At 62.2% G+C, this 19,927-nt stretch carries 23 protein-coding genes; 12 read left to right on the top strand and 11 right to left on the bottom strand.

From position 1 onward, the window contains the following. Positions 1 to 162: 162 nt before the first annotated feature. The 7 genes from QMX97_RS24870 to QMX97_RS24840 form a co-directional block, all read right to left on the bottom strand. A complete protein-coding gene (locus tag QMX97_RS24870) occupies positions 163 to 1,530 on the bottom strand; it encodes a DUF1329 domain-containing protein (RefSeq protein WP_065908516.1) in 1,368 nt (455 codons plus the stop codon). 24 nt (positions 1,531 to 1,554) lie between these two features. Then, a complete protein-coding gene (locus tag QMX97_RS24865; RefSeq protein ID WP_065908514.1) occupies positions 1,555 to 3,321 on the bottom strand; it encodes a DUF1302 domain-containing protein in 1,767 nt (588 codons plus the stop codon). Between the two features lie 497 nt (positions 3,322 to 3,818). Beyond that, positions 3,819 to 4,730, bottom strand: a complete 912-nt coding sequence (locus QMX97_RS24860) for an SDR family oxidoreductase (protein WP_282397778.1) — start codon at positions 4,728 to 4,730, stop codon at positions 3,819 to 3,821. 132 nt (positions 4,731 to 4,862) lie between these two features. Next, on the bottom strand, positions 4,863 to 5,768 hold the full coding sequence (locus tag QMX97_RS24855) for an alpha/beta fold hydrolase (protein ID WP_065908510.1): 906 nt from the start codon (positions 5,766 to 5,768) through the stop codon (positions 4,863 to 4,865). Further along, a complete protein-coding gene (locus tag QMX97_RS24850; RefSeq protein WP_262132449.1) occupies positions 5,768 to 6,550 on the bottom strand; it encodes a class II aldolase/adducin family protein in 783 nt (260 codons plus the stop codon). Before QMX97_RS24850 ends, QMX97_RS24855 begins: the two co-directional genes overlap by 1 nt. Positions 6,551 to 6,700: 150 nt before the next feature. Next, positions 6,701 to 7,387: an LrgB family protein gene (locus QMX97_RS24845; RefSeq protein WP_201145858.1), complete on the bottom strand. Its 687-nt coding sequence runs from the start codon at positions 7,385 to 7,387 to the stop codon at positions 6,701 to 6,703. After that, complete coding sequence (locus tag QMX97_RS24840; RefSeq protein WP_065908504.1) at positions 7,377 to 7,763, bottom strand: CidA/LrgA family protein; 387 nt, start codon at positions 7,761 to 7,763, stop codon at positions 7,377 to 7,379. The genes QMX97_RS24845 and QMX97_RS24840 overlap by 11 nt, the downstream gene beginning before the upstream one ends. Positions 7,764 to 7,875: 112 nt before the next feature. On the opposite strand from QMX97_RS24840, the gene QMX97_RS24835 reads away from it, so the two are divergent. After that, positions 7,876 to 8,772 carry a LysR substrate-binding domain-containing protein gene (locus tag QMX97_RS24835; protein WP_201145859.1) on the top strand — a complete coding sequence of 299 codons (897 nt, stop codon included), beginning with the start codon at positions 7,876 to 7,878 and terminating at the stop codon, positions 8,770 to 8,772. Here the strand turns inward: QMX97_RS24835 and QMX97_RS24830 are convergent. Next, positions 8,753 to 9,208 (bottom strand): flavodoxin, encoded by a 456-nt coding sequence (locus QMX97_RS24830; RefSeq protein ID WP_065908500.1) that lies wholly within the window; start codon positions 9,206 to 9,208, stop codon positions 8,753 to 8,755. The two genes, QMX97_RS24835 and QMX97_RS24830, sit on opposite strands and share 20 nt — an antisense overlap. Before the next feature lie 129 nt (positions 9,209 to 9,337). Here QMX97_RS24830 and QMX97_RS24825 point away from each other — a divergent pair, with 129 nt between their 5' ends. Both QMX97_RS24825 and QMX97_RS24820 read left to right on the top strand, forming a co-directional pair. Further along, complete coding sequence (locus QMX97_RS24825) at positions 9,338 to 9,805, top strand: PAS domain-containing protein (RefSeq protein ID WP_065908498.1); 468 nt, start codon at positions 9,338 to 9,340, stop codon at positions 9,803 to 9,805. 57 nt (positions 9,806 to 9,862) lie between these two features. Next, complete coding sequence (locus tag QMX97_RS24820; protein WP_065908496.1) at positions 9,863 to 10,468, top strand: hypothetical protein; 606 nt, start codon at positions 9,863 to 9,865, stop codon at positions 10,466 to 10,468. A gap of 2 nt (positions 10,469 to 10,470) precedes the next feature. On the opposite strand, the gene QMX97_RS24815 is transcribed toward QMX97_RS24820, so the two are convergent. Further along, positions 10,471 to 11,427 carry a MerR family transcriptional regulator gene (locus QMX97_RS24815; protein ID WP_065908494.1) on the bottom strand — a complete coding sequence of 319 codons (957 nt, stop codon included), beginning with the start codon at positions 11,425 to 11,427 and terminating at the stop codon, positions 10,471 to 10,473. A 212-nt stretch (positions 11,428 to 11,639) separates the two neighbouring features. Here QMX97_RS24815 and QMX97_RS24810 point away from each other — a divergent pair, with 212 nt between their 5' ends. From QMX97_RS24810 to QMX97_RS24785, 6 genes are all read left to right on the top strand, one after another. Continuing rightward, the gene (locus tag QMX97_RS24810; protein WP_065908493.1) at positions 11,640 to 12,200 is read left to right on the top strand and encodes an antibiotic biosynthesis monooxygenase; all 561 of its coding nucleotides are present in this window, start codon (positions 11,640 to 11,642) and stop codon (positions 12,198 to 12,200) included. 57 nt (positions 12,201 to 12,257) lie between these two features. Then, on the top strand, positions 12,258 to 12,968 hold the full coding sequence (gene folM / locus QMX97_RS24805) for a dihydromonapterin reductase (RefSeq protein WP_106802647.1): 711 nt from the start codon (positions 12,258 to 12,260) through the stop codon (positions 12,966 to 12,968). A 20-nt stretch (positions 12,969 to 12,988) separates the two neighbouring features. Continuing rightward, on the top strand, positions 12,989 to 13,549 hold the full coding sequence (folE, locus tag QMX97_RS24800) for a GTP cyclohydrolase I FolE (RefSeq protein WP_065908489.1): 561 nt from the start codon (positions 12,989 to 12,991) through the stop codon (positions 13,547 to 13,549). 2 nt (positions 13,550 to 13,551) lie between these two features. Next, a complete protein-coding gene (folX, locus tag QMX97_RS24795; protein WP_065908486.1) occupies positions 13,552 to 13,956 on the top strand; it encodes a dihydroneopterin triphosphate 2'-epimerase in 405 nt (134 codons plus the stop codon). A gap of 65 nt (positions 13,957 to 14,021) precedes the next feature. After that, a complete protein-coding gene (locus tag QMX97_RS24790) occupies positions 14,022 to 14,318 on the top strand; it encodes a DUF1244 domain-containing protein (protein ID WP_065908484.1) in 297 nt (98 codons plus the stop codon). Continuing rightward, positions 14,311 to 14,649 carry a HopJ type III effector protein gene (locus QMX97_RS24785; RefSeq protein ID WP_120449880.1) on the top strand — a complete coding sequence of 113 codons (339 nt, stop codon included), beginning with the start codon at positions 14,311 to 14,313 and terminating at the stop codon, positions 14,647 to 14,649. Before QMX97_RS24790 ends, QMX97_RS24785 begins: the two co-directional genes overlap by 8 nt. 188 nt (positions 14,650 to 14,837) lie before the next feature. On the opposite strand, the gene trxB is transcribed toward QMX97_RS24785, so the two are convergent. Then, positions 14,838 to 15,800 carry a thioredoxin-disulfide reductase gene (trxB, locus tag QMX97_RS24780; protein ID WP_016976180.1) on the bottom strand — a complete coding sequence of 321 codons (963 nt, stop codon included), beginning with the start codon at positions 15,798 to 15,800 and terminating at the stop codon, positions 14,838 to 14,840. A gap of 294 nt (positions 15,801 to 16,094) precedes the next feature. Between trxB and cysZ the strand changes: the two genes are divergently transcribed. The 3 genes from cysZ (at position 16,095) to QMX97_RS24765 (ending at position 18,508) form a co-directional block, all read left to right on the top strand. Then, positions 16,095 to 16,859, top strand: coding sequence for a sulfate transporter CysZ (gene cysZ, locus QMX97_RS24775; protein ID WP_065908480.1), 765 nt, complete (start codon positions 16,095 to 16,097; stop codon positions 16,857 to 16,859). A gap of 54 nt (positions 16,860 to 16,913) precedes the next feature. Further along, the gene (locus tag QMX97_RS24770; RefSeq protein ID WP_065908478.1) at positions 16,914 to 18,092 is read left to right on the top strand and encodes a glycosyltransferase family 1 protein; all 1,179 of its coding nucleotides are present in this window, start codon (positions 16,914 to 16,916) and stop codon (positions 18,090 to 18,092) included. A gap of 182 nt (positions 18,093 to 18,274) precedes the next feature. Continuing rightward, positions 18,275 to 18,508 carry a hypothetical protein gene (locus QMX97_RS24765; RefSeq protein ID WP_106802645.1) on the top strand — a complete coding sequence of 78 codons (234 nt, stop codon included), beginning with the start codon at positions 18,275 to 18,277 and terminating at the stop codon, positions 18,506 to 18,508. 47 nt (positions 18,509 to 18,555) lie between these two features. On the opposite strand, the gene QMX97_RS24760 is transcribed toward QMX97_RS24765, so the two are convergent. Further along, a complete protein-coding gene (locus QMX97_RS24760) occupies positions 18,556 to 19,659 on the bottom strand; it encodes an NADH:flavin oxidoreductase (protein WP_120449884.1) in 1,104 nt (367 codons plus the stop codon). Positions 19,660 to 19,927 lie beyond the last annotated feature (268 nt).

Here is a 19,927-nt window from a genome sequence, read left to right as displayed (position 1 = left end):
GCGGTTGTTGAAGAAGTATTCAGCAGGGTGATTGGCAAGCATAAAAAAGCGCCGAAAACCGCAGGAGCCGGCATGCCGGCGATTGCGGTAGACCAGCCACTCCATCGGCAGCTGACAGACCGCTATCGCCGGCAAGCCGGCTCCTGCAGATGAAGGTGTCGGTCAGCGCACGCCTGAGGCGCGCAACGCCGCTGGTGTGTAATCCGCCGCCTTGGCATCGAAGCCGAACACGAAGCTGCTCTTCTCCTCGTTCTTCATGCCCAGGGCGATGTAGCGCCCGGCAATGATGTCGTAGAGGGTTTCCACGGTGTAGGCCGGGGTCTGGTGGTTGTAGTAGAACTGCGCATGGCCTTCCGCGACACGCCACAGCTGGCCGCGCCCGTCGTAGTGATCCACCAGCGCCACCTGCCAGCTGTCTTCATCGATGTACATGTGGCGCTTGGCATAGATGTGCCGCTCGCTCGGCTTGACGGTGCCGACCACTTCCCACACGCGGTGCAGCTCATAGCGGGTCAGGTCCTGGTTGATGTGCCCGGCCTTGATGATGTCGTCGTACTTGAGTGACGGCGAATCGAGCTTGTAGCTGTTGTAGGGGATGTACATCTCCTTCTTGCCCACCAGTTTCCAGTCGTAGCGGTCGGGCGCGCCGGAGAACATGTCGAAGTTGTCGGAGGTGCGCAAACCGTCGGCGGCAGTGCCCGGCCCGTCGTAGGCCACTTGCGGCGCGCGACGCACTCGGCGCTGGCCGGCGTTGTAGATCCAGGCCAGGCGCGGCTCCTTCACCTGGTCGAGGGTTTCATGCACCAGCAGCACGTTACCCGCCAGGCGCGCCGGCGCCGTGACCGACTGCTTGAAGAAGGTCAGCACGTTGGCGCCCTTGGCCGGGTCCATGTCCGGGATCAGTTGCGGCACCGCCACTTCTTCCTCGAAGCGGATCGGCGTGTAGCTGCCGTTGGTCTGCGGGGTAGCCTGGGTGATGATGCGGCGCAGGTTGCCGCCGTGGTAGCGAGTGATGTGGTTCCACAGCACCTCCACGCCATTCTTGGGAATCGGGAACGCGTAGTAGCGGTTGCCGGTAAAACCTTCCAGGCCGTTGCCGTCGTTGATCGCATGCACGTTCAACGCGCTGCGCTTGATCGACTCGTAGATCTCCGGCGGCAGGTTGACCGTGCGGTGGCTCGGGTACACCGGGATCTTGTAGGTGTCGGGGTAGCGCTTGAACATCGCGACCTGGCCGTCGGAGAGCTTGTCCTTGTACTTGTCGACGGTGGCGGCGGTGATCACGAACAGGGGTTTTTCACTGGCAAACGGGTCGGCGAGAAAGCCCTTGCTGTCCACCGCGCCGGCGTTTTTCGGGATGCCGCCGGTCCAGGCCGGGATCGAGCCATCGGCATTCCCGGCCTTTTCGGCACCGACCGGGGTCAGGGTGGTACCAAGCTTCGCCGCCTCTTCCGGCGACACCGCCGCCATCACGTTGGCGGCCAGCAGGCTGAGGGCCAACACGCCGCATTGCAGAATCATCTTGCGCATAAAAGCATCCTTTTCAAGCCGAGATCAGAAGTTCGCGCCGACGCTGAAGGCGAGGAAGTCGCGGTCGGTCAGGGTGTTGTAATGGCCGCCGAAAAAGTCGGTGTAGCTGAGGCTGGCGGTGTAGGTGTTGCGGTAGTCGGCATCGACGCCGATGCTCACCGCCTTGGCGCCTTCGTTGAACAGGCCATTGGGGCCGTAGCCCTTCACGTCATGGGACCAGGACAGGTTGGGCTTGAGGTTGACCCCGGCGAACACGTTGCTGTAGTCGAGGATCGCCCGGGCGCGGTAGCCCCACGAGGTCGCTGTCACAAACCCATCGGTATCGCCCTGGTAGCCGTAGACGCCATAGACCGAATCACGCCCGTAACGCAGTTTGCTCTTGGACTCCAGGCCCGCCACGTAGGTGACGCCCGCCTCGCCCACCAGGGTCAGGCGGTCGGCGCCCATGACCTGGTCGAAAAACTGCGTGAAGGTGGTCTGCGCCTGGGTGACTTGCTTGCGGCGATAACCTTTGTTGTCGGCGCCGGCCGAAGAGCTGATAACCGAGGTACCCGGCACGGCCGGGTTGACCAGCGCCAGGGTCAGGTCGGTGGTGTTCAACTGCACCGGCGCATTGGGCCGGTAGCTGATCTCGCCGCTCCAGGCCGTGCCGGTGGGAAGGGTGGTGGAGAAGCTGGCGCCGTACAGGCGAATGTCTTCCGGGTAATCGAGGTAGTACTGGCCGCGACCGAGCATCAGCGCGGAAACCAGTGACGGACGCAGGGCTGCCGGCGTGCCGGGCAGCAAGGCGCCCAAGCCATTGAGCGTGGCCTGCCCGGCGCTGGTGGTGCCCACGGTGGGCGTACGGCTGTGGTAGTTCATGAAGTACAACGCGTACTCGGTGTCGTCCCCCAGCCAGCGCAACGCTGCACCAAACTGGCCGCCGTCGCGGGCTTCACGGTCCTTGCCGCGCTGCACCACGATCCCTTCCCGGGTGACTTCAAAACCCTGCCCGACCAGATTGGCCGCCGGCTGAAAGCCCGCCGCCGCCGCGCTGCCCACGGTGTAGTTATTGTTGCACCCGTGCGCGACCACATCGTTGCCAAAGAACGTGCCGCAGTTATCCACCACGGTGTTTTCCCAGTTCAACTGGTAGAACCCTTCCACCGTCAGCTGGTTGGTCAGGCTCTGCGAGGCGAAGAGCATGTTCACCGGGATCAAGCCTTCCTTGATCTCCGCGCCGGGGCGGCGGAAGGCGGAAACGTCGATCGGGTTGATGCTGTTGATGGAGTTGCCGATAAAGGTGCTCTCGCCCCAGCTGACCACCTGCTTGCCTACCCGCACGTTGCCCGGCAGGTCGGCGATGGAATAGTTGTGATAGACGAAGGCATCGAGCAATTCGTAGCCGGAAGAGCGCGCGCCCTCGTCGCGATGGTGATTGCTGATCTGCTTGAATTCGCGGTCTTCGTCCTGCAGTTCGAAGTCGTACCAGTACTTGCCACGCACGAACACGCCGCTGTCACCGTATTTGAGTTCGAGGTCGTGGATGCCCTTGAAGATTTTCGAGAAGGTCTCGCCCTTCTTGAAGTTCAGCCGCCCGTCATCCCCGGTCGACGCCTGGCCCGTACCGCCGTTGGCCACGCCTACCAGCTTCTTGTCGGCATCGCGCATGCCCCAGCTCGCGCCGACCGACAGCGAGGAATCGAATTGCCCTTCGATCTCGCCAATGTTGAAAGAAACAGCCTGTGCCTGGGCACAGCACCCCAACGCAACCGCAGCGGCCAGCGCCTGTGGCCTGAAGATGGCGCGCATTGTTGTTCTTGTCATGCGTCTTCCCCGGTGAGTGACAGAAGGCCCCACCCTACTGCCGCCTGTCAGGAGCGATAAGCGCACCAAGGAGGGATTCGTGTTGTCGCTCGAAAGGATGACGAGGCGCTCTGGCCGGGGTCCTGGCCGGGCCATGATCGCGGTGGATGGCGGCTTATCAGGCGCATGGATGGCATGGGCACTGATTATTGCCGCTTCGGTAACAGTCCTTGTCATGAACCGGCATTACTCATTTTGTAACAAGCGACTATTCTTACCGGGCTTTCAGGGCAAACGGCCCGCTTCCCCGACAGGAAGAACAGCCAGCTTTAAATGGATTGATGCCTGTTTTCAATCCGTTACCAGTGTTCACTGACGTTGATTTGTCGCTCCTTGATCCAACGTCTGACTTCAGCCGCTGCGTTTGCAGCGGCTTTTTTTTGCCCGAAATAAAACGGGGCGCCATCAGCGCCCCGTGGGATTCAATCTTTTTCAGGCAACGATCAGAGGCTGTACTTCTGCAAATTCGCCATCATCTCCTTCAAGGCCTCTATATTGTCCTTGGGATGGGCCGCACCTTCGAAGTCGCAGATCTGCGCCCAATGCGCCGCCACATCGTCCGGCGAAAACCCGGCTTCTGGATCAAAGCCCACACCCAGGCTGCGCTCCCAGCGGGTTTTGCCGATCCAGCCGCCGCCCACTTCAAACAGCCCCGAGGTTTCCTGGCACGCCTCGCTGCCCAGGTACACCACCAGTGGGCTGACCAATTCAGGCTTGAGGCGCTCGAACACCTGCGGCGGGATCAGGCCTTCAGTCATGCGCGTGCCACCGGTGGGTGCGATGGCATTGACCAGGATATTGTTCTTGCGCCCTTCCAGGGCCAGGGTACGGGTGAGGCCATACAGCCCGAGCTTGGCCATGCCGTAGTTGGACTGGCCGAAGTTGCCGTAGATGCCCGAGGTGGACGCAGTGAAGATCACCCGGCCATAGCCTTGCTCACGCAGGTGCGGCCAGGCGGCGCGGGTGACTTTGTAGGCGCCTTCGACATGCACCCGGTAAACCAGGTCCCAGTCGCTGTCGTCCATTTTATGGAAGGTTTTGTCACGCAGGATGCCGGCGTTGTTGACCACCACATCGATGCGGCCAAAGGCGTCGAGGGCGTTCTGTACGATCTTGTCACCTTCGGTGACAGAGTCATGGTTGGCCTCGGCGACACCACCGGCGGCGCGGATTTCGGCGACCACGCGATCGGCAGCGGAGGCATTGGCGCCCTCGCCCTGGGTCGACCCCCCGAGATCGTTGACCAACACCTTGGCGCCGTGCCGGGCGAACAGCAGCGCATGGGCGCGGCCCAATCCGCCGCCGGCGCCGGTGACGATCACGACCTTATCCTGGAACTGCACTGACTCACTCATACCGAACTCCAAAGGCGACAATGGGAATGGGTCGAGTGTCCGGCAAGGCGCGCCTGGTCACAATAAATACGGCCAGGGCTGAATGGTGCTCGATAAGGCAGCGGGATGATTGCGGGTTCTGGGCGAATACCGCTAGCGCAGGCAAGCCAGTTCCAACACCGGATGCCCAACCTGGTCCCGAAACGCCTGGTAATGCTTGAGCACCTGCACGGGCGCCTCGATCTGCGGGTAGTGGCCGATATTGGCCAGCAGCACGGTGTCGGCGTGGGGCACCAATTGGTGGTAGCGCTCGACCATGTGCGCGCCGGAGATCGGGTCTACCTCGCCATCGATCACACGCAGCGGCACTTCGCCGCGCTGCATGGCATCCACCCAACGCTCACGCAGGCGTCGGCGCTGGGGGATGTAGGCAATCAGTTTGTGCAGGATGCGCGTGCCGTCGTTGCAGTTGATCAGGCTCCAGAAATCATCCAGGGCGCTTTCACTGGGGCGCGTGTCGGGGCCGAAGATCTGGCTGAAACTGTCGGACAAGGCGTTGCGCCCGAAGGCGCGGCCGATCATCCAGCCCAGGGGGCTGAGCAAGAGTTTTTGCACCAGCGCCGGACGATGGGTTTCGGGGAACAGCCCACCGTTGAGGAACACGCAGCTGGCCATGTGAAACCGACCTTCATAGTGCCGTGCCAGGAGTTCCTGGGCCACGCTGTCCCCGTAGTCGTGGGCCAGCACGTGAACCGGCTGCTCCACCCGCAGGTGTTCGAGCAAGGCCTGTTGCACGTCAGCCTGCTCGAGCAGGCAATAGGTATGGTTCAAAGGCTTGGCCGAGTCGCCGAAGCCGAGCATGTCGCAGGCGATCACCAGGTTGCGCTGGGCCAGCGGTTGCCACAGGTAATGCCAGTCCCAACTGGCGGTGGGGAAGCCATGGATCAGCAGCAGCGGCTCGCCCTGCCCCGCCACCCAGTAACGGATGGTGCGGCCACGAAAGACGAATTCCTGCCCGCGCTTGCGCCAGGCTCTCAGCGGGATCTCGGCGAGTGGCATCAGCTTTTATATCCAGGGTCTTGAGCATCCAACTTACGCAGCAGCGCCGGCCAGGCCAGCGCGCCCCCCATACCTTGTGCACTCTTGGTGACAGCAGCCACCATCGCCTTGGCACCGGCGAGAATCTGCGGCCCGATAGGGATCAACTCGGCGCCACCGTTTTGCGCCAGCACCTGGATATCGCAGGCGCGCTGGAAGGTGAACATCATCAGGAAAGTGTCGGCGATGGTACTGCCGCAGGTCAGCAGGCCGTGGTTGTGCAGCATCAGGAAATTGTTGTCGCCAAGGTCGGCCTGCAGGCGGGCCTTCTCTTCGTGGTTCAGCGCCACGCCTTCGTAAGCGTGATAGGCCAGGCTCGACAGCACGAAGATCGATTGCTGGCTGATCGGCAGCACGCCCTGTTTCTGCGCGGCCACCGCTACACCGGCGGCGGTATGGGTGTGCAGCACGCAGGTGACATCGTGGCGAACTTCATGGATGGCACTGTGGATCGTGTAGCCCGCCGGGTTGATCTCGTAGGGGCTGTCCATCAGCTTGTTGCCGGCCTGGTCGACCTTGACCAGGCTCGACGCCGTGATCTCGTGGAACATCAGCCCGTACGGGTTGATCAGGAAATCATCGGTGCCCGGCACCTTGGCCGAGATATGGGTGAAGATCAGGTCATCCCAGCCATGCAGCGCCACCAGGCGATAGCAGGCGGCCAGGTCGACACGCGCTTGCCATTCGGCAGCACTGACCTGGTCTTTGACATTCTGTGGCGATAGAACGGGGGCTAGGCTCACGGCAATGACCTCCTTGGCGCGCTTTCTTATTGTTTTTTTGGGTGAAGGGCCAGTCTAGTCAGACCTCATGGCAGGCGTAGTTGCCTTCGCAGCCAGCTTGATGACCGAGCGAGTCACTACGCAGAATAGTTGAAAGTAGCCCGTGTCGCGTCAGAGAAGTGCCGCCAACAAAGGCACGGCGAACAGGTTGAGCAAGCCCGTCAACACCATCACCAGGCCCGCCACCGAGCCTTCTTCACCGCCCACTTCATGGGCGCGGCTCACGCCGGCGCCGTGGGCGCCCACGCCAAACAACGCACCACGCGCCAGCGGCGTGCGCAGCGGCAGCCACTTGAGCAGCACGCCGCCGAGCATTGCGCCGAAGACACCAGTGAACATCACAAACACGGCGGTAAGCTCCGGTACGCCGCCCAGGTCGGAAGACACCGGCATGGCAAACGGCGTCGTGATCGAGCGCGGCACCAGCGACATCGTCACCGAGCTGTCCAGCGCCAGCGCCTTGGCCAACCCGAACGAGGTGCCGATGGAGGCCGCGCTGCCCGCCACCATGCCCAGCAGCAACGCCGACCAGTGCCGCGCCAGCAAGCGCCGCTGTTGCCAGATCGGCACGGCGAACGCCACGGTCACCGGGCCCAGCACCAGCATCAGCCAGTGGGTGTCGGCGGCGTATTCGGCGTAGGCGGTCTTCATCGGCACGGCCACCGCCAGCAACAGCACCGGGACCAGGATCAGCGGCGACAACAGGTAGCGACCGGTACGCCGATAGATCCAGCGGCTGAACACATATGCGCCAAGGGTCAGCGCGAGCCAGAACACCGGCATCAGCTCAAGCTTCATGGCGCAGCCTCCAGCGGCACACGGCTTCCACCGTAAAGGCCGTCACCAGCATCACCGCCAGCGTGCTGAAGCCGATCACCAGCAGGATGCGCCAGCCGTCGTTGCGCAGCAAACCGCCGTAATCGAGCAGGCTCATCAGCGCCGGAATGAAGAACAGCAGCATTTCCGCCATCAACACCCCGGCGCCCAGTTGCAGGGCTGCCGGCTTGACCAGGCCACTGGCGAAGGTCGCCAGCAACAGCCCGAGCCCCACCACGCCACCGGGGATCGGCCAGGCCAGCCACACCGCCAGTTGAGTGCCGAGCAGGTAGATAGCCAACAACACAACCAGTTCGGTCAACAAACGGCCAAGGTGTTTGAAGGTGAAACGTTTCATGGGCTTTGGATCCTCGCAGTACGCCCATTTTAGAGAGCCGCCTTCCATCCCCACAGCGAATTGTTAGACTGCCAGCTATTCCACCCTGGAATAGCGAGCGGGATGCACCCCCATGGAATTCAAACAGCTGCGCAGCTTTGTCGAAGTGATCCACCGTGGCGGGTTTACCCAGGCCGGGAAAACCCTGCACATCAGTCAGTCCGCCGTCAGCAAGCAAGTGGCGCAGCTGGAGCAAAGCCTCGGTACGCCGCTGCTCGACCGCATCGGCTCGCAGGTGCGCCTGACCGCCGCCGGCCAGGTGGTGCTGCAACGCGCCGAGGCCATGCTGCGCCTGCAGACCGAACTGCTGAGCGAGCTGGACGATATGCACCAGCTCACCCGCGGCGAGTTGCGCCTGGGCCTGCCACTGCTGGCGGGGGATACATTGTTTGCCGGACTGTTTGCCGAGTATCGGCGGCGCTACCCGAACGTCACCATCCAGTTGCTGGAGGGCGGCAGCCGCAATATCGAGCAGGCGATTCTCAGCGGTGAACTGGAAGTCGGCGGCAGCTTGAAGCCCAGCGACCCGGCGTTCGCCTGGCAAGCCTTCTGCGATGAGCCGCTGGATGCACTGCTGCCGATTGACCACCCGCTAGCGGACAACGCCCAGGTGCGCCTGGAGGAATTGGCCGACACGCCGTTCCTGATGTACCAACGCAGCTTCGTCCTCAACGACCGGCTGATGCAGGCGTGTCACCAGCTGGGCTTTACCCCGAAGGAAATCGGGCGCAGCGGCCAGGCCGACTTTCTTGCGGCGCTGGTCGCGGCAGGCCAGGGCGTGGTGCTGTTGCCCAGCGTGGTCGCCCGTGGGCTGGTGCGACCGGGCGTCGTGCGCCTGACACTGAAGGCGCCCGACTTCCTGCGCTGGGACATTGCCTTTATCTGGCGTGAAGGCGCCTATCTGTCGAGAGCCGCACAAGCCTGGCTGGCGCTGCTGCGTGAGTTTCCGGTCAAGCGCGCAGTGCTGTGACCAGCTCGGCCAGCCACGGCTCGGCGTCGGCTTCGGGGGTCACGCTTTCACTGGCGTCCAGGCGCAGCATCGGCAGCACTTCGCGCACGCCCAGCTCAGCGAACAGCTCCCGCATTTGCTCACCGCCGCCACAGAAGGTGTCGCCGTAGCTGGCGTCGCCCAGGCCGATCACCGCACCGGGCAGCCCGCGCCAGGCAGCAGGTAATTGGTCGCGAATGGTCGAATACAACGGTTGCAGGTTGTCCGGCAACTCACCCATGCCGGTGGTCGAGGTCACCGCCAGGAACGCCTCGGGGGCAAACGCCTGCACGTCCGCCAAGCTCGCGCGTGGATTGTGCCAGGCGTCAAAACCGGCCGCGTTGAGGATGCCTGCGGCGTGGCGGGCGACTTCTTCAGCCGTGCCGTACACCGAGCCGGAAAGGATGGCGACTTTCATCAATCTGATCCTGTAGTTGAGCGAAAGCGTGGGATATTAGCAGCTGTGGCAAATATTTCGGTGCACACCGTGCAACATTCGGCGCCTGTCATAAACTGCCAGCACCCCCCACACGCCATGGACCGCTCAATGATCAACGCCCACCTGATGCAAATGGTGATCAACGCTTCCAACGACGGCATCGTCGTCGCCGAACGCGAAGGCAAGGACAAGCCGCTGATCTACGTCAATCCGGCATTTGAACGGATGACCGGCTACACCCTCGATGAAATCCTCTACCAGGATTGCCGCTTCCTGCAATCGGGCGACCGTGACCAGCCGGCACTGATGGCCATCCGCGAGGCCTTGGAGAGCGGCGGTTCGTGCCGTGAAACCCTGCGCAATTACCGCAAGGATGGCAGCCACTTCTGGAACGAGCTGTCGTTGTCCACAGTGCGCAACCAGGCGGACAAGCAGACCTATTTTGTCGGCGTTCAAAAGGACGTCACCGTGCAGGTCAAGGCGCAGCAGCGGGTTTCCCAGTTGGAAGCCGAGCTGGCCCAGGTCAAGGCCGAGCTGGCGGCGCTCAAAGCGACGAGCGGATCGAACAAAACTTAGAAAAACCGGCCATTAAGAGGATAATGGCGTTTTAATACCTCCCCGTGAGCACGCCTCATGCACCGCGACACACTTCTGACGCAGGACGAGCTGGATTTTATTCAGATGATGCAACACAACCCGCAGCTCAACCTGCGGGACGCATCGTCGAGCCTGACCGTCAACGGCGGCGCGCAGATTCGCGACTTGCTCACGCGCCTGGCCGCCCATGATCAACTGACCATTCAAGCGCAGTTCGACAACCAGCAACTCACCTTCCCCCTGCACCTGGTGGAAGACGAATTTCATGCGCTGCATCTGCGCCTGGGCGTGCCGACGATTTTCGAGGACGGGCCGATGATCCGGCCTTGGCGCCTGGCCCTGGAAACTCCGGTGGCGCTGGAGAACATCAGGGGCAACCTGAGCGCCTTGTGGGTGCATGAAGTGTCATTCAAAGGCGTGCTGGTGGAGATCCGCGGGCGGATCAAGCCGCCGAAAACCTTTTCCCTGTGGTTCAGCCCTTCGGGTTATGAGCGAATCGCACTGCGCGGCACGCTGGAACGCGAAACCGCGCGTGGCCTGTTTGCCTACCGCCTGGACCAGAGCGACGTGAGTGAAACCGAGCGCCTGCGCCAGTTCATCCTGCACCAGCATCGCTTGATCCACCCCGAAGTCCACGCCTGAGATCAGGTGTCCAGGCTGCCACGCAGAAATTGCTGCAGGCGGTGCTGCATCGAGCGCCCTTCATTGCCCAGGCAGCCGATGGAAGAGCCCGCCAGGCTGGCTTCGGCCAGGTCCGAGGCGTCACCGGCAAGCAGCAACGGGCAATCGAGGGTCAGCGCCAGGCGCTGCAGCCGCAGCGGCAAATCGGCGCCGGGCGCGCGATTGGAAAACAGCACCAACGCCTGCGGCCGGGTCTTCTCGCAAACCAGGGTCAACTCGTCGAACGGCTGGCCAACGGCAAACACCTTTACCGCCAGGTCATCGGAGCCGATCAATGCTCCGGCCACCAACAGCTCCAGCTCCCGACATTCACCGACAATCGCCGACAGCAGGATCCGCGGCGTTGCCGAGGCGCTGGCCAGGTGCAGGCGTTGCGCGACACGGGCGCGCAGGAAGGCGTCGAAGAACAGCCACTCACTGGCTTGGCCGAAGTGCCCCTGATGCCGCAGCAATTGCTGCCACAGCGGCATGATGATGCTCTGGAACACCACCGCGACAGGGTAGGCTGCGAAAATCTGGCCGTACAGGCGGTCGAGCTGGCGGTCGTCAAAGGCGCTGATGGCCAGGCGCAGCTGCACCTGCCATTGGCTCCATTCGCGTTCGGTATCGACGCGCGAAGGCGTGGCGTGTTCGCTGCACAGGGTGTCACGGGCAAGGATCTTGCCCACTTTGCTCACGGCGACGCCACGCTCGATCCAGTCGAGAATGCGGTGCACGGTGTCGATATCGGTGCTTGAGTACAGCCGATGCCCGCTTTCAGTGCGGGTTGGCTGGATAAGACCGTAGCGACGTTCCCAGGCACGCAGGGTGACCGGGTTGACGCCGGTCAGCCGGGCGACTTCGCGAATCGGAAAAAGATCAGCGGGATCGATGACGCTGGCGTGCGCCATTTCGGCGTGAGGAGCAGTAATTTCGGGCATCAGCGTTGAAAAACATCCGTGTCGATGTGGACCTCATTTAACGCTGATTCAAGCCTCTGATTCAAGCTGTGCCGCGAGCCGACCAAAGTATCTGGCGTATTTCGCGGAAACAGGAATAATCCTTGCCTGTTTTTACGTAGCCGCCCTACCCGGGCGCTACGTTTGTGCGCCGCCTACCCGGCCCAGCGCACCTGATTACTTGGAGATACACAATGTCTACCTCACCCGTCACCCTGATGGTTGCGCGCCGCGTGGCCAAAGGTCGCTATGAAGAATTGATGGCCTGGCTGCGCGAAGGCGAGCAATTGGCGACCGACTTCCCCGGTTACCTGGGTTCCGGCGTGCTCGCACCGCCGCCCAATGACGACGAATTCCAGATTATTTTCCGCTTCGCCGACGAGAAAACCCTGCATGCCTGGGAGTTTTCGGCCTCGCGCAGTGCCTGGCTGAGCCGTGGCAGCGAACTGTTTGCCGACCCGTCCGAACATCGCGTCAGCGGTATCGATGGCTGGTTCGGTGCGGTCGGCGCACGACCGCCGCGCTGGAAACAGGCGGTGGCGATCTGGCTGGCGTTTTTCCCGGTGTCGCTGCTGTTCAACTTCGTGCTCGGGCCGTTGCTCAGCGAACTGGAGCTGGCGCCGCGCGTACTGGTGAGCACTATGGCGCTGACGCCACTGATGGTTTACTGGTTCATCCCGTTGTCCACGCATCTGCTGGCCAACTGGCTGCATCCTGCGCCCACTCCGCGCAAGGCGACTGAAGCCGCCGCGTGAGTACAGGGGCGGCCGGTCGCTGGTATAGTTTCACTCTGCCAGCGACTCGAGCCTCCCATGACATCCACCCCCGCCCCGATCCTGATCACCGGCGCCGGCCAGCGTGTCGGCCTGCATTGTGCCCAGCGCCTGCTGGACGAAGGCCATGCGGTGATTTTCAGCTACCGCAGCGAACGTCCCGGCGTGCAGGCCCTGCGCGAACGCGGTGCGATCGGCGTGTTTGCCGACTTCTCCAGCGAAGCGGGGATCCTGGCGTTCATCGATGAATTGAACACGCATACCCAGTGCCTGCGTGCGATCGTGCATAACGCCTCGGCCTGGGTCGCGGAAACACCCGGCGACGAAAGCCGCGCCTTTACCGACATGTTCAGCGTGCACATGCTTGCGCCGTACCTGATCAACCTGCATTGTTCACCTTTGCTGCAACGCTCTTCGCCCGCCGACATCGTGCACATCAGCGACGATGTGGTGCGCAAGGGCAGCCGCCAGCACATCGCCTATTGCGCCACCAAGGCCGGGCTCGACAGCCTTACGCTGTCGTTTGCCGCGCAGTTCGCGCCGCTGATCAAGGTCAACGGCATCGCCCCGGCGATGGTGATGTTCAACGAGCACGACGACGCGGCTTACCGCGCCAAGGTCCTGGCCAAGTCGGCGCTGGGCATCGAGCCCGGGCCCGAAGTGATTTACCAGAGCCTGCGTTACCTGCTGGACAACCCTTATGTCACCGGTACCACCCTGACCGTCAACGGCGGGCGGCATATCAAGTAAGCCGTTTGTGAGGATGTTGTATGACCTTATCCCTGCCCCACCACTACCGCGAGATCCTCAAGGGCCTGGGCGAAGACCCGGAACGCGAAGGCTTGCTCGACACTCCCAAGCGTGCCGCCAAAGCCATGCAGTACCTGTGTCATGGCTACGAGCAGAACCTGCAAGAAATCGTCAACGGCGCCCTGTTCGCCTCCGACAACGACGAGATGGTGATCCTCAAGGACATCGAGTTGTACTCGCTGTGCGAGCATCACTTGCTGCCCTTTATCGGCAAGGCCCACGTGGCCTACATTCCGACCGGCAAGGTGCTCGGCCTGTCGAAGCTGGCGCGCATCGTCGACATGTTCGCCCGGCGCCTGCAGATCCAGGAAAACCTCACGCGGCAGATCGCCGACGCCATCCAGGACGTGACCCAGGCCGCCGGCGTGGCCGTGGTCATCGAGGCCAAGCACATGTGCATGATGATGCGCGGTGTGGAAAAACAGAATTCAACCATGAACACCTCGGTGATGCTCGGCGCGTTCCGCGAGTCGAACACCACGCGCATGGAGTTCCTGCAACTGATTGGACGGAGCAAGTAGCAATGCCACAACTTCAACCAGGCATGGCGCGCATCCGGGTCAAGGACCTGTGCCTGCGCACTTTCATCGGTATCAACGAGGACGAAATCCTCAACAAGCAGGACGTGCTGATCAACCTCACCATCCTGTATGCCGCCCAGGAAGCCGTGCGCGACAACGACATCGACCATGCCCTGAATTACCGCACCATCACCAAGGCGATCATCGCCCACGTCGAAGGCAATCGTTTTGCCCTGCTGGAGCGCCTGACCCAGGAGCTGCTGGACCTGGTGATGAGCAACGAATCGGTGTTGTACGCCGAAGTCGAAGTCGACAAGCCGCATGCGCTGCGTTTTGCCGAGTCGGTTTCGATAACGCTCGCGGCGAGCCGCCCAGCCTCGAGCGATAAGCTTCAAGCCACACGTTAAAGCCAACCTCATTCCCACTTGCAGCTTGAAGCTTACCCGCTTGAAGCTGTCTCGAAGAGACCGTCATGAACGACCAACAACGCCTCGAACTCGAAGCCGCCGCCTTCCGCCGGCTGGTGGCGCACCTGGACAGCCGCAAGGATGTGCAGAACATCGACCTGATGAACCTCTCCGGTTTCTGCCGCAACTGCTTGTCCAAGTGGTACAAGGCCGAGGCCGATGAGCGCCACATCGAGCTGAGCCTCGATGACGCGCGTGAAGTGGTGTACGGCATGCCGTACGCCGAGTGGAAAGCCCAATACCAGAAAGAAGCCAGCGCCGACCAACAGGCGGCGTTCGCCAAAGGAAAAACCCATGACTGACCTGAACACCCTGCGCGCCAGCCTCAACAGTGGCGAACACGTCTTCGCCGATACCCTGGCTTTTGTGGCTGCTGGCTACGACTACCAACCACAGGCCTTCACCAACGGCCCGGTGGAAAACGCCGCCGGCCAGAACGAAGGCTCGTGCAAGACCCTGGGCCTGGCCCTGCTGGAAGGCTTGAGCGATCAGGAAGCGTTACTCGCGTTTGGTGAGCACTACCGTTCGGTACTGGCCACGCCAGAGGGCAGTGACCACGGCAACATTCGTGCACTGATCGAGCATGGATTGGCCGGTGTGAAGTTCACTCAGCAGCCATTGACGCGCCGCTGATTCAATTTGCAAACCCGATTTAATCTGGGAGCAGGCTTGCCTGCGATGACGTCGGTGACTGACACACCGCTATCGCCGGCAAGCCAGCTCCCACAGGGATTGGATTACCACGTTGAGATAGCGCTGGATCGTCAAATCCCGCGCATAAAAAAACCGGCCTCGCAGCCGGTTTTTTCATTTCAACGGGTTCAGAACGAAGCGTTCTGCAGGCCGTCGAGGTAACGCTCGGCGTCCAGGGCGGCCATGCAACCGGCGCCAGCCGAGGTGATGGCCTGGCGGTACACGTGGTCAGCCACGTCACCGGCGGCGAAGATGCCTTCGATGTTGGTCGCCGTGGCGTTGCCTTCACGGCCGCCCTGTACGACCAGGTAACCGTCCTTGGCCTCCAGCACGCCTTCGAACAGCGAGGTGTTCGGGGTGTGGCCGATGGCGATGAACACGCCGTCGACTTTCAGCTCGTCGAAGCTGCCGTCGTTGTTTTTCAGGCGGGCACCGGTCACGCCCATGTTGTCGCCGAGGACTTCGTCCAGGGTGGCATTGAGCTTGAGGATGATCTTGCCTTCAGCGACACGGGCGTGCAGCTTGTCGATCAGGATCTTCTCGGCGCGGAAGGTCTCGCGACGGTGAACCAGGGTCACGGTGCTGGCGATGTTGGCCAGGTACAGCGCCTCTTCGACGGCGGTGTTGCCACCACCGACCACGGCGACCGGCTTGTTGCGGTAGAAGAAACCGTCGCAGGTCGCGCAGGCGGAAACGCCCTTGCCCATGAACGCTTCTTCCGACGGCAGGCCCAGGTAACGGGCGCTGGCACCGGTGGCGATGATCAGCGCGTCACAGGTGTACACGCCGCTGTCGCCGGTCAGGCTGTAAGGCTTTTTCGAGAAATCGACCTGGTTGATGTGATCGAAGACGATCTCGGTCTCAAAACGCTCGGCGTGCTCTTTCATCCGCTCCATGAGCACCGGGCCGGTCAGGCCGTGGACATCGCCCGGCCAGTTGTCGACTTCGGTGGTGGTGGTCAACTGACCGCCCGCCTGCATGCCGGTGATCAGCAGCGGCTTGAGGTTGGCGCGGGCAGCGTAGACGGCAGCGCTGTAACCGGCAGGGCCGGAACCGAGAATAATCACTCGCGAATGACGGGTATCAGACATGACTCACTCCTGTCGACCGCCCGGACAACAAGGCGGCTGGAATAAAAAAGGGACCACGAAGCACTTGGGGAAGGCTTGAACTCGCAGGCCCTGAAAAATAATGGGTGCAGCGTATCGAGGGGGGCAAGATTAAGGAAATACGCAATAACAATCCAGCTCATAGCGGGTCTCTATGCAGTCAGATCGATTAATCGACGCCTTTGTTACCGTTGATGTCGTCACACCGGCCACGCTTTCGCCGTCGATGCAAAGCCGGTAAGGTCGGCGCGTTCGTCATCCTGCTCGGAGTTCTCCATGCCCGCCCCCGCTCTTTCCGGCCCGCAATACCTGCGAGAAGGCCTCAAACTGGTCCTGAGCCCCGGCCTGCGCCTGTTTGTGCTGCTGCCCTTGGCGATCAACCTGGTGCTGTTCGTCGGCCTGATCTATTTTGCCGGCCATCAGTTCAGCCTGTGGGTCGACACGCTGATGCCGACGCTGCCCGGCTGGCTGAGTTTCCTCAGCTATATCCTGTGGCCGCTGTTCGTGGTGCTGGTGGTGCTGATGGTGTTCTTCACCTTCACCATGCTCGCCAATATCATCGCCGCGCCGTTCAACGGCTTTCTGGCCGAGAAGGTCGAAGTGGTGGTGCGCGGTACCGATGACTTCCCCCCGTTCAGTTGGGGCGAGCTGGTGGCGATGGTCCCACGTACCCTGGCCCGGGAAATGCGCAAGCTGGGCTATTTCCTGCCACGGGCCATCGGCCTGTTTATCCTGTCGTTCATTCCGGTGGTCAACCTGATCGCGGCGCCGCTGTGGCTGCTGTTCGGCGTGTGGATGATGGCGATCCAGTACATCGACTACCCGGCCGACAACCACAAGCTGGGCTGGAACGAAATGCTCGCCTGGCTGCGCCAGAAACGCTGGCAGAGCATGAGCTTCGGCGGCATCGTCTACCTGGTGCTGCTGGTGCCGGTGGTCAACCTGCTGATGATGCCGGCGGCGGTGGCCGGCGCCACGTTGTTCTGGGTGCGTGAGCAAGGCGCCGAGGCAATGGCGGCGCAGCAGATCGCCAAGTCATAAATCCATCATCTGGATGACACAATGACGACATGGCCCACGGCGACACTGTGGATCATGACGACAGCCTCGCTCCACATCACCCTGATCACCGAAACCTTCCCGCCAGAGATCAACGGGGTGGCCAATACCCTTGGCCGCCTGTGCGACGGTTTGCGCGCGCGCGGCCATCAGGTCGAACTGGTGCGCCCGCGCCAGGGCGCGGACCAGAGCCGTCCCAGCGACGATGGCCTGCTGCTGTGCCGCGGCTGGCCGTTGCCGGGGTATCCAGGGCTGCAATGGGGCCAGTCGTCGATGCACAAATTGCTGCGCCGCTGGACGCGCCAGCGCCCGGACGTGCTGTACATCGCCACCGAAGGCCCGCTGGGACTGTCGGCATTGCGTGCCGCGCGGCGCCTGGGGATCAGCGTGGTCAGCGGCTTTCACACCAATTTCCAGCAGTACTCGAACCAGTACGGCTTGAGCCTGCTGAGCCGCATGGTCACTCACTACCTGCGCTGGTTCCACAACCGTTCGACCCTGACCCTGGTCCCCAGCGCCAGCCAGCGCCTGGAACTGGAGCGCCGGCATTTCGAGCGGCTGGGGATGTTGTCGCGCGGCGTCGACAGCCAGCTGTTCCATCCGGCCAGGCGCGACAGTGCCCTGCGCGAAAGCTGGGGCCTGGAAAACGACGATATCGCAGTGCTGCACGTCGGGCGCCTGGCCCAGGAGAAAAACCTCGGCCTGCTCAAGCGCTGCTTTGATGCAGTGCAGGCGACCTACCCGTGGCGCCGCCTGAAGCTGGTCATCGTCGGTGACGGTCCGCAACGCGCGCTGCTCGAGCGGGAGCTCCCTGACGCCGTGTTCTGCGGCACCCAGCGTGGCGAAGAGTTGGCCCGGCATTACGCCTCAGGGGATCTGTTCCTGTTCCCCAGCCTGACCGAAACCTTCGGCAACGTGGTGCTGGAAGCCATGGCCTCCGGGCTCGGCGTGGTCGCCTACGACCAGGCGGCCGCCACCCAGCATATTCGCCATGGCTACAACGGCGTGCTGGCGATGCCTGGGGATGAGGATGCATTTTGCGATGCCGCGATCTGGCTGCTGGAAGAACGCGAGACCTTGCGCAGGGCCCGACTGAATGCGCGCCAACATGCGAGCCGCCAGGGCTGGCCGGCGATTATCGAGCAGTTTGAAGGACAACTGCGCAGCGCCTGTGGTGAGGACGTGTCGATAGCGGCGACTTCACGCCTGATCTGACGCAGAACCTGGCCGCCGTGACATCGTCCTAGCCCACCACAACGCCTTGCCTGCCTCCTCCCGTCCAAAAAGACCACGCGGGCCTGGAACCCTATCCCACCTGCATCCCACATAAAGAGGTCTTGGAACCGAGAGATGGTTTCGAGCCCCCCCTATCAAATCAATAACACATGGAGATACCAATGGGCGTTGGCGCAATTGGCAATACACAGGCTGCAGCCTGGAACTATCCTCAAAACGATCAAGCTGCGCCCTCTGACGAGCCAGCCCAACAGTCAGCAGCGTCCAGCATTGAGTACGGATCGCAAGGGCAAGGCTCTCAGAGCATCAATTATGAGGACATCAGCCAAAAGCAAAATCAGAACTTCCAGCACGCTACAAAAGATTGGCCGGACGATCTAGACGCCGTGAGTTGAAACACGACCGGCGGATACATCCGCCGGTCACCCTTGCCCCTGATGGCTTACACCAGCGTCGTTAGCGCCTCACGACTGAACGGCAGGATGTCGCCTTCACGACCTTCGCGCACTTTCAGCGCCCAATCCGGATCGACCAGCAATGCACGGCCGACGGCCACCAGGTCGAACTCGTCGTTGTTCAGGCGTTCCAGCAGCTTTTCCAGGCTCGCCGGTTGCGCGACCTTGTCGGTATTGACCATGAACTGCAGGAACTCGCCATCCAGGCCGACGCTGCCGACGGTGATGGTTGGCTTGCCGGTAAGCTTGCGCGTCCAGCCGGCCAGGTTAAGGTCGGAACCTTCGAACTCCGGCTCCCAGAAACGGCGGGTAGAGCAGTGGAAAATATCCACGCCGGCGTCGGACAAAGGCTTGAGGAACGCCCCCAATGCTTCGGGGGTTTGCACCAGGCGCGCGGTGTAGTCCTGCTGCTTCCACTGCGAGAAACGGAAGATGATCGGGAAGTCCGGGCCCACGGCGGCGCGGGTGGCCTGGATCAGCTCGATGGCAAAGCGCGAACGGTTGGCCAGGCTGCCACCGTATTCGTCAGTGCGCTGATTGCTGCCTTCCCAGAAGAACTGGTCGACCAGGTAACCGTGGGCGCCGTGGATTTCCACGCCGTCCATGCCGATGCCCTGGGCATCCTTGGCGGCTTGGGCGAAGGCGGCAATGACATCCTGGATGTCCTCGACGGTCATGCCATGCACGACCACGTTGCCGTCCTTGAGTTTTTCCATCGGGCCGTACGCCGGCACGCTGGCGTCAGGCTCGGTGCCGATGCGACGTACGCTGCCCACGTGCCACAGCTGCGGGACGATCTTGCCGCCCTCGGCGTGCACGGCATCGACCACTTTCTTCCAGCCGGCGAGTGCCGCTTCTCCATAGAAATGCGGGACATTGGGATAGCCATTGGAAGCCTTGTGGCCGACCACAGTACCCTCGGTGATGATCAGGCCGACGCCGGCCGCGGCACGGCGACGGTAGTACTCGATCACTTTGGAATTGGGCACGCCACCGGGGGAAAACGAGCGGGTCATCGGCGCCATGACCACGCGGGTCGACAGCTGCAGTGCGCCGAGCTGGAACGGTTTGAACAAGGCTTGGACAGGCATGGGGGCACTCCACGAAAGACGGGGTTTATGATGTGGATAATATGAGCAGTGCGCCGCGCTGGGTAGCACTATTGATGGGGGTGATTAAGGGGTAAAAGCAGGGGAGCGTGGTAGCTATTGGGCTGGGATGAGCGCGCTTATTGCACAGGCACCTTGTGGCGAGCGGGCTTGCACCCGCGTTGGGCTGCGCAGCAGCCCCAATCAGGTCACCGTAGTTTTTCAGAGACTCCGAGGTGGAGGGTTTTGGGGCTGCTTCGCAGCCCAACGC

Origin of the sequence: Pseudomonas sp. PS01298, assembly GCF_029959745.1 — a bacterium.
Taxonomy (GTDB): Bacteria; Pseudomonadota; Gammaproteobacteria; order Pseudomonadales; family Pseudomonadaceae; genus Aquipseudomonas; species Aquipseudomonas aylmerensis.
The sequence above is the reverse complement of the archived record's forward strand: the minus strand, read 5'-3'. Positions and strand labels throughout refer to the sequence as shown.

Excerpts from the sequence above, each read along its gene's own strand:
- QMX97_RS24870 (WP_065908516.1), bottom strand. The coding sequence starts at position 1,530 with ATGCGCAAGATGATTCTGCAATGCGGCGTGTTGGCCCTCAGCCTGCTG.
- QMX97_RS24865 (WP_065908514.1), bottom strand. The coding sequence starts at position 3,321 with ATGCGCGCCATCTTCAGGCCACAGGCGCTGGCCGCTGCGGTTGCGTTG.
- QMX97_RS24860 (WP_282397778.1), bottom strand. The coding sequence starts at position 4,730 with ATGAGTGAGTCAGTGCAGTTCCAGGATAAGGTCGTGATCGTCACCGGC.
- QMX97_RS24855 (WP_065908510.1), bottom strand. The coding sequence starts at position 5,768 with ATGCCACTCGCCGAGATCCCGCTGAGAGCCTGGCGCAAGCGCGGGCAG.
- QMX97_RS24845 (WP_201145858.1), bottom strand. The coding sequence starts at position 7,387 with ATGAAGCTTGAGCTGATGCCGGTGTTCTGGCTCGCGCTGACCCTTGGC.
- QMX97_RS24840 (WP_065908504.1), bottom strand. The coding sequence starts at position 7,763 with ATGAAACGTTTCACCTTCAAACACCTTGGCCGTTTGTTGACCGAACTG.
- QMX97_RS24835 (WP_201145859.1), top strand. The coding sequence starts at position 7,876 with ATGGAATTCAAACAGCTGCGCAGCTTTGTCGAAGTGATCCACCGTGGC.
- QMX97_RS24830 (WP_065908500.1), bottom strand. The coding sequence starts at position 9,208 with ATGAAAGTCGCCATCCTTTCCGGCTCGGTGTACGGCACGGCTGAAGAA.
- QMX97_RS24825 (WP_065908498.1), top strand. The coding sequence starts at position 9,338 with ATGATCAACGCCCACCTGATGCAAATGGTGATCAACGCTTCCAACGAC.
- QMX97_RS24820 (WP_065908496.1), top strand. The coding sequence starts at position 9,863 with ATGCACCGCGACACACTTCTGACGCAGGACGAGCTGGATTTTATTCAG.
- QMX97_RS24815 (WP_065908494.1), bottom strand. The coding sequence starts at position 11,427 with ATGCCCGAAATTACTGCTCCTCACGCCGAAATGGCGCACGCCAGCGTC.
- QMX97_RS24810 (WP_065908493.1), top strand. The coding sequence starts at position 11,640 with ATGTCTACCTCACCCGTCACCCTGATGGTTGCGCGCCGCGTGGCCAAA.
- folM (WP_106802647.1), top strand. The coding sequence starts at position 12,258 with ATGACATCCACCCCCGCCCCGATCCTGATCACCGGCGCCGGCCAGCGT.
- folE (WP_065908489.1), top strand. The coding sequence starts at position 12,989 with ATGACCTTATCCCTGCCCCACCACTACCGCGAGATCCTCAAGGGCCTG.
- folX (WP_065908486.1), top strand. The coding sequence starts at position 13,552 with ATGCCACAACTTCAACCAGGCATGGCGCGCATCCGGGTCAAGGACCTG.
- QMX97_RS24790 (WP_065908484.1), top strand. The coding sequence starts at position 14,022 with ATGAACGACCAACAACGCCTCGAACTCGAAGCCGCCGCCTTCCGCCGG.
- QMX97_RS24785 (WP_120449880.1), top strand. The coding sequence starts at position 14,311 with ATGACTGACCTGAACACCCTGCGCGCCAGCCTCAACAGTGGCGAACAC.
- trxB (WP_016976180.1), bottom strand. The coding sequence starts at position 15,800 with ATGTCTGATACCCGTCATTCGCGAGTGATTATTCTCGGTTCCGGCCCT.
- cysZ (WP_065908480.1), top strand. The coding sequence starts at position 16,095 with ATGCCCGCCCCCGCTCTTTCCGGCCCGCAATACCTGCGAGAAGGCCTC.
- QMX97_RS24770 (WP_065908478.1), top strand. The coding sequence starts at position 16,914 with ATGACGACAGCCTCGCTCCACATCACCCTGATCACCGAAACCTTCCCG.
- QMX97_RS24765 (WP_106802645.1), top strand. The coding sequence starts at position 18,275 with ATGGGCGTTGGCGCAATTGGCAATACACAGGCTGCAGCCTGGAACTAT.
- QMX97_RS24760 (WP_120449884.1), bottom strand. The coding sequence starts at position 19,659 with ATGCCTGTCCAAGCCTTGTTCAAACCGTTCCAGCTCGGCGCACTGCAG.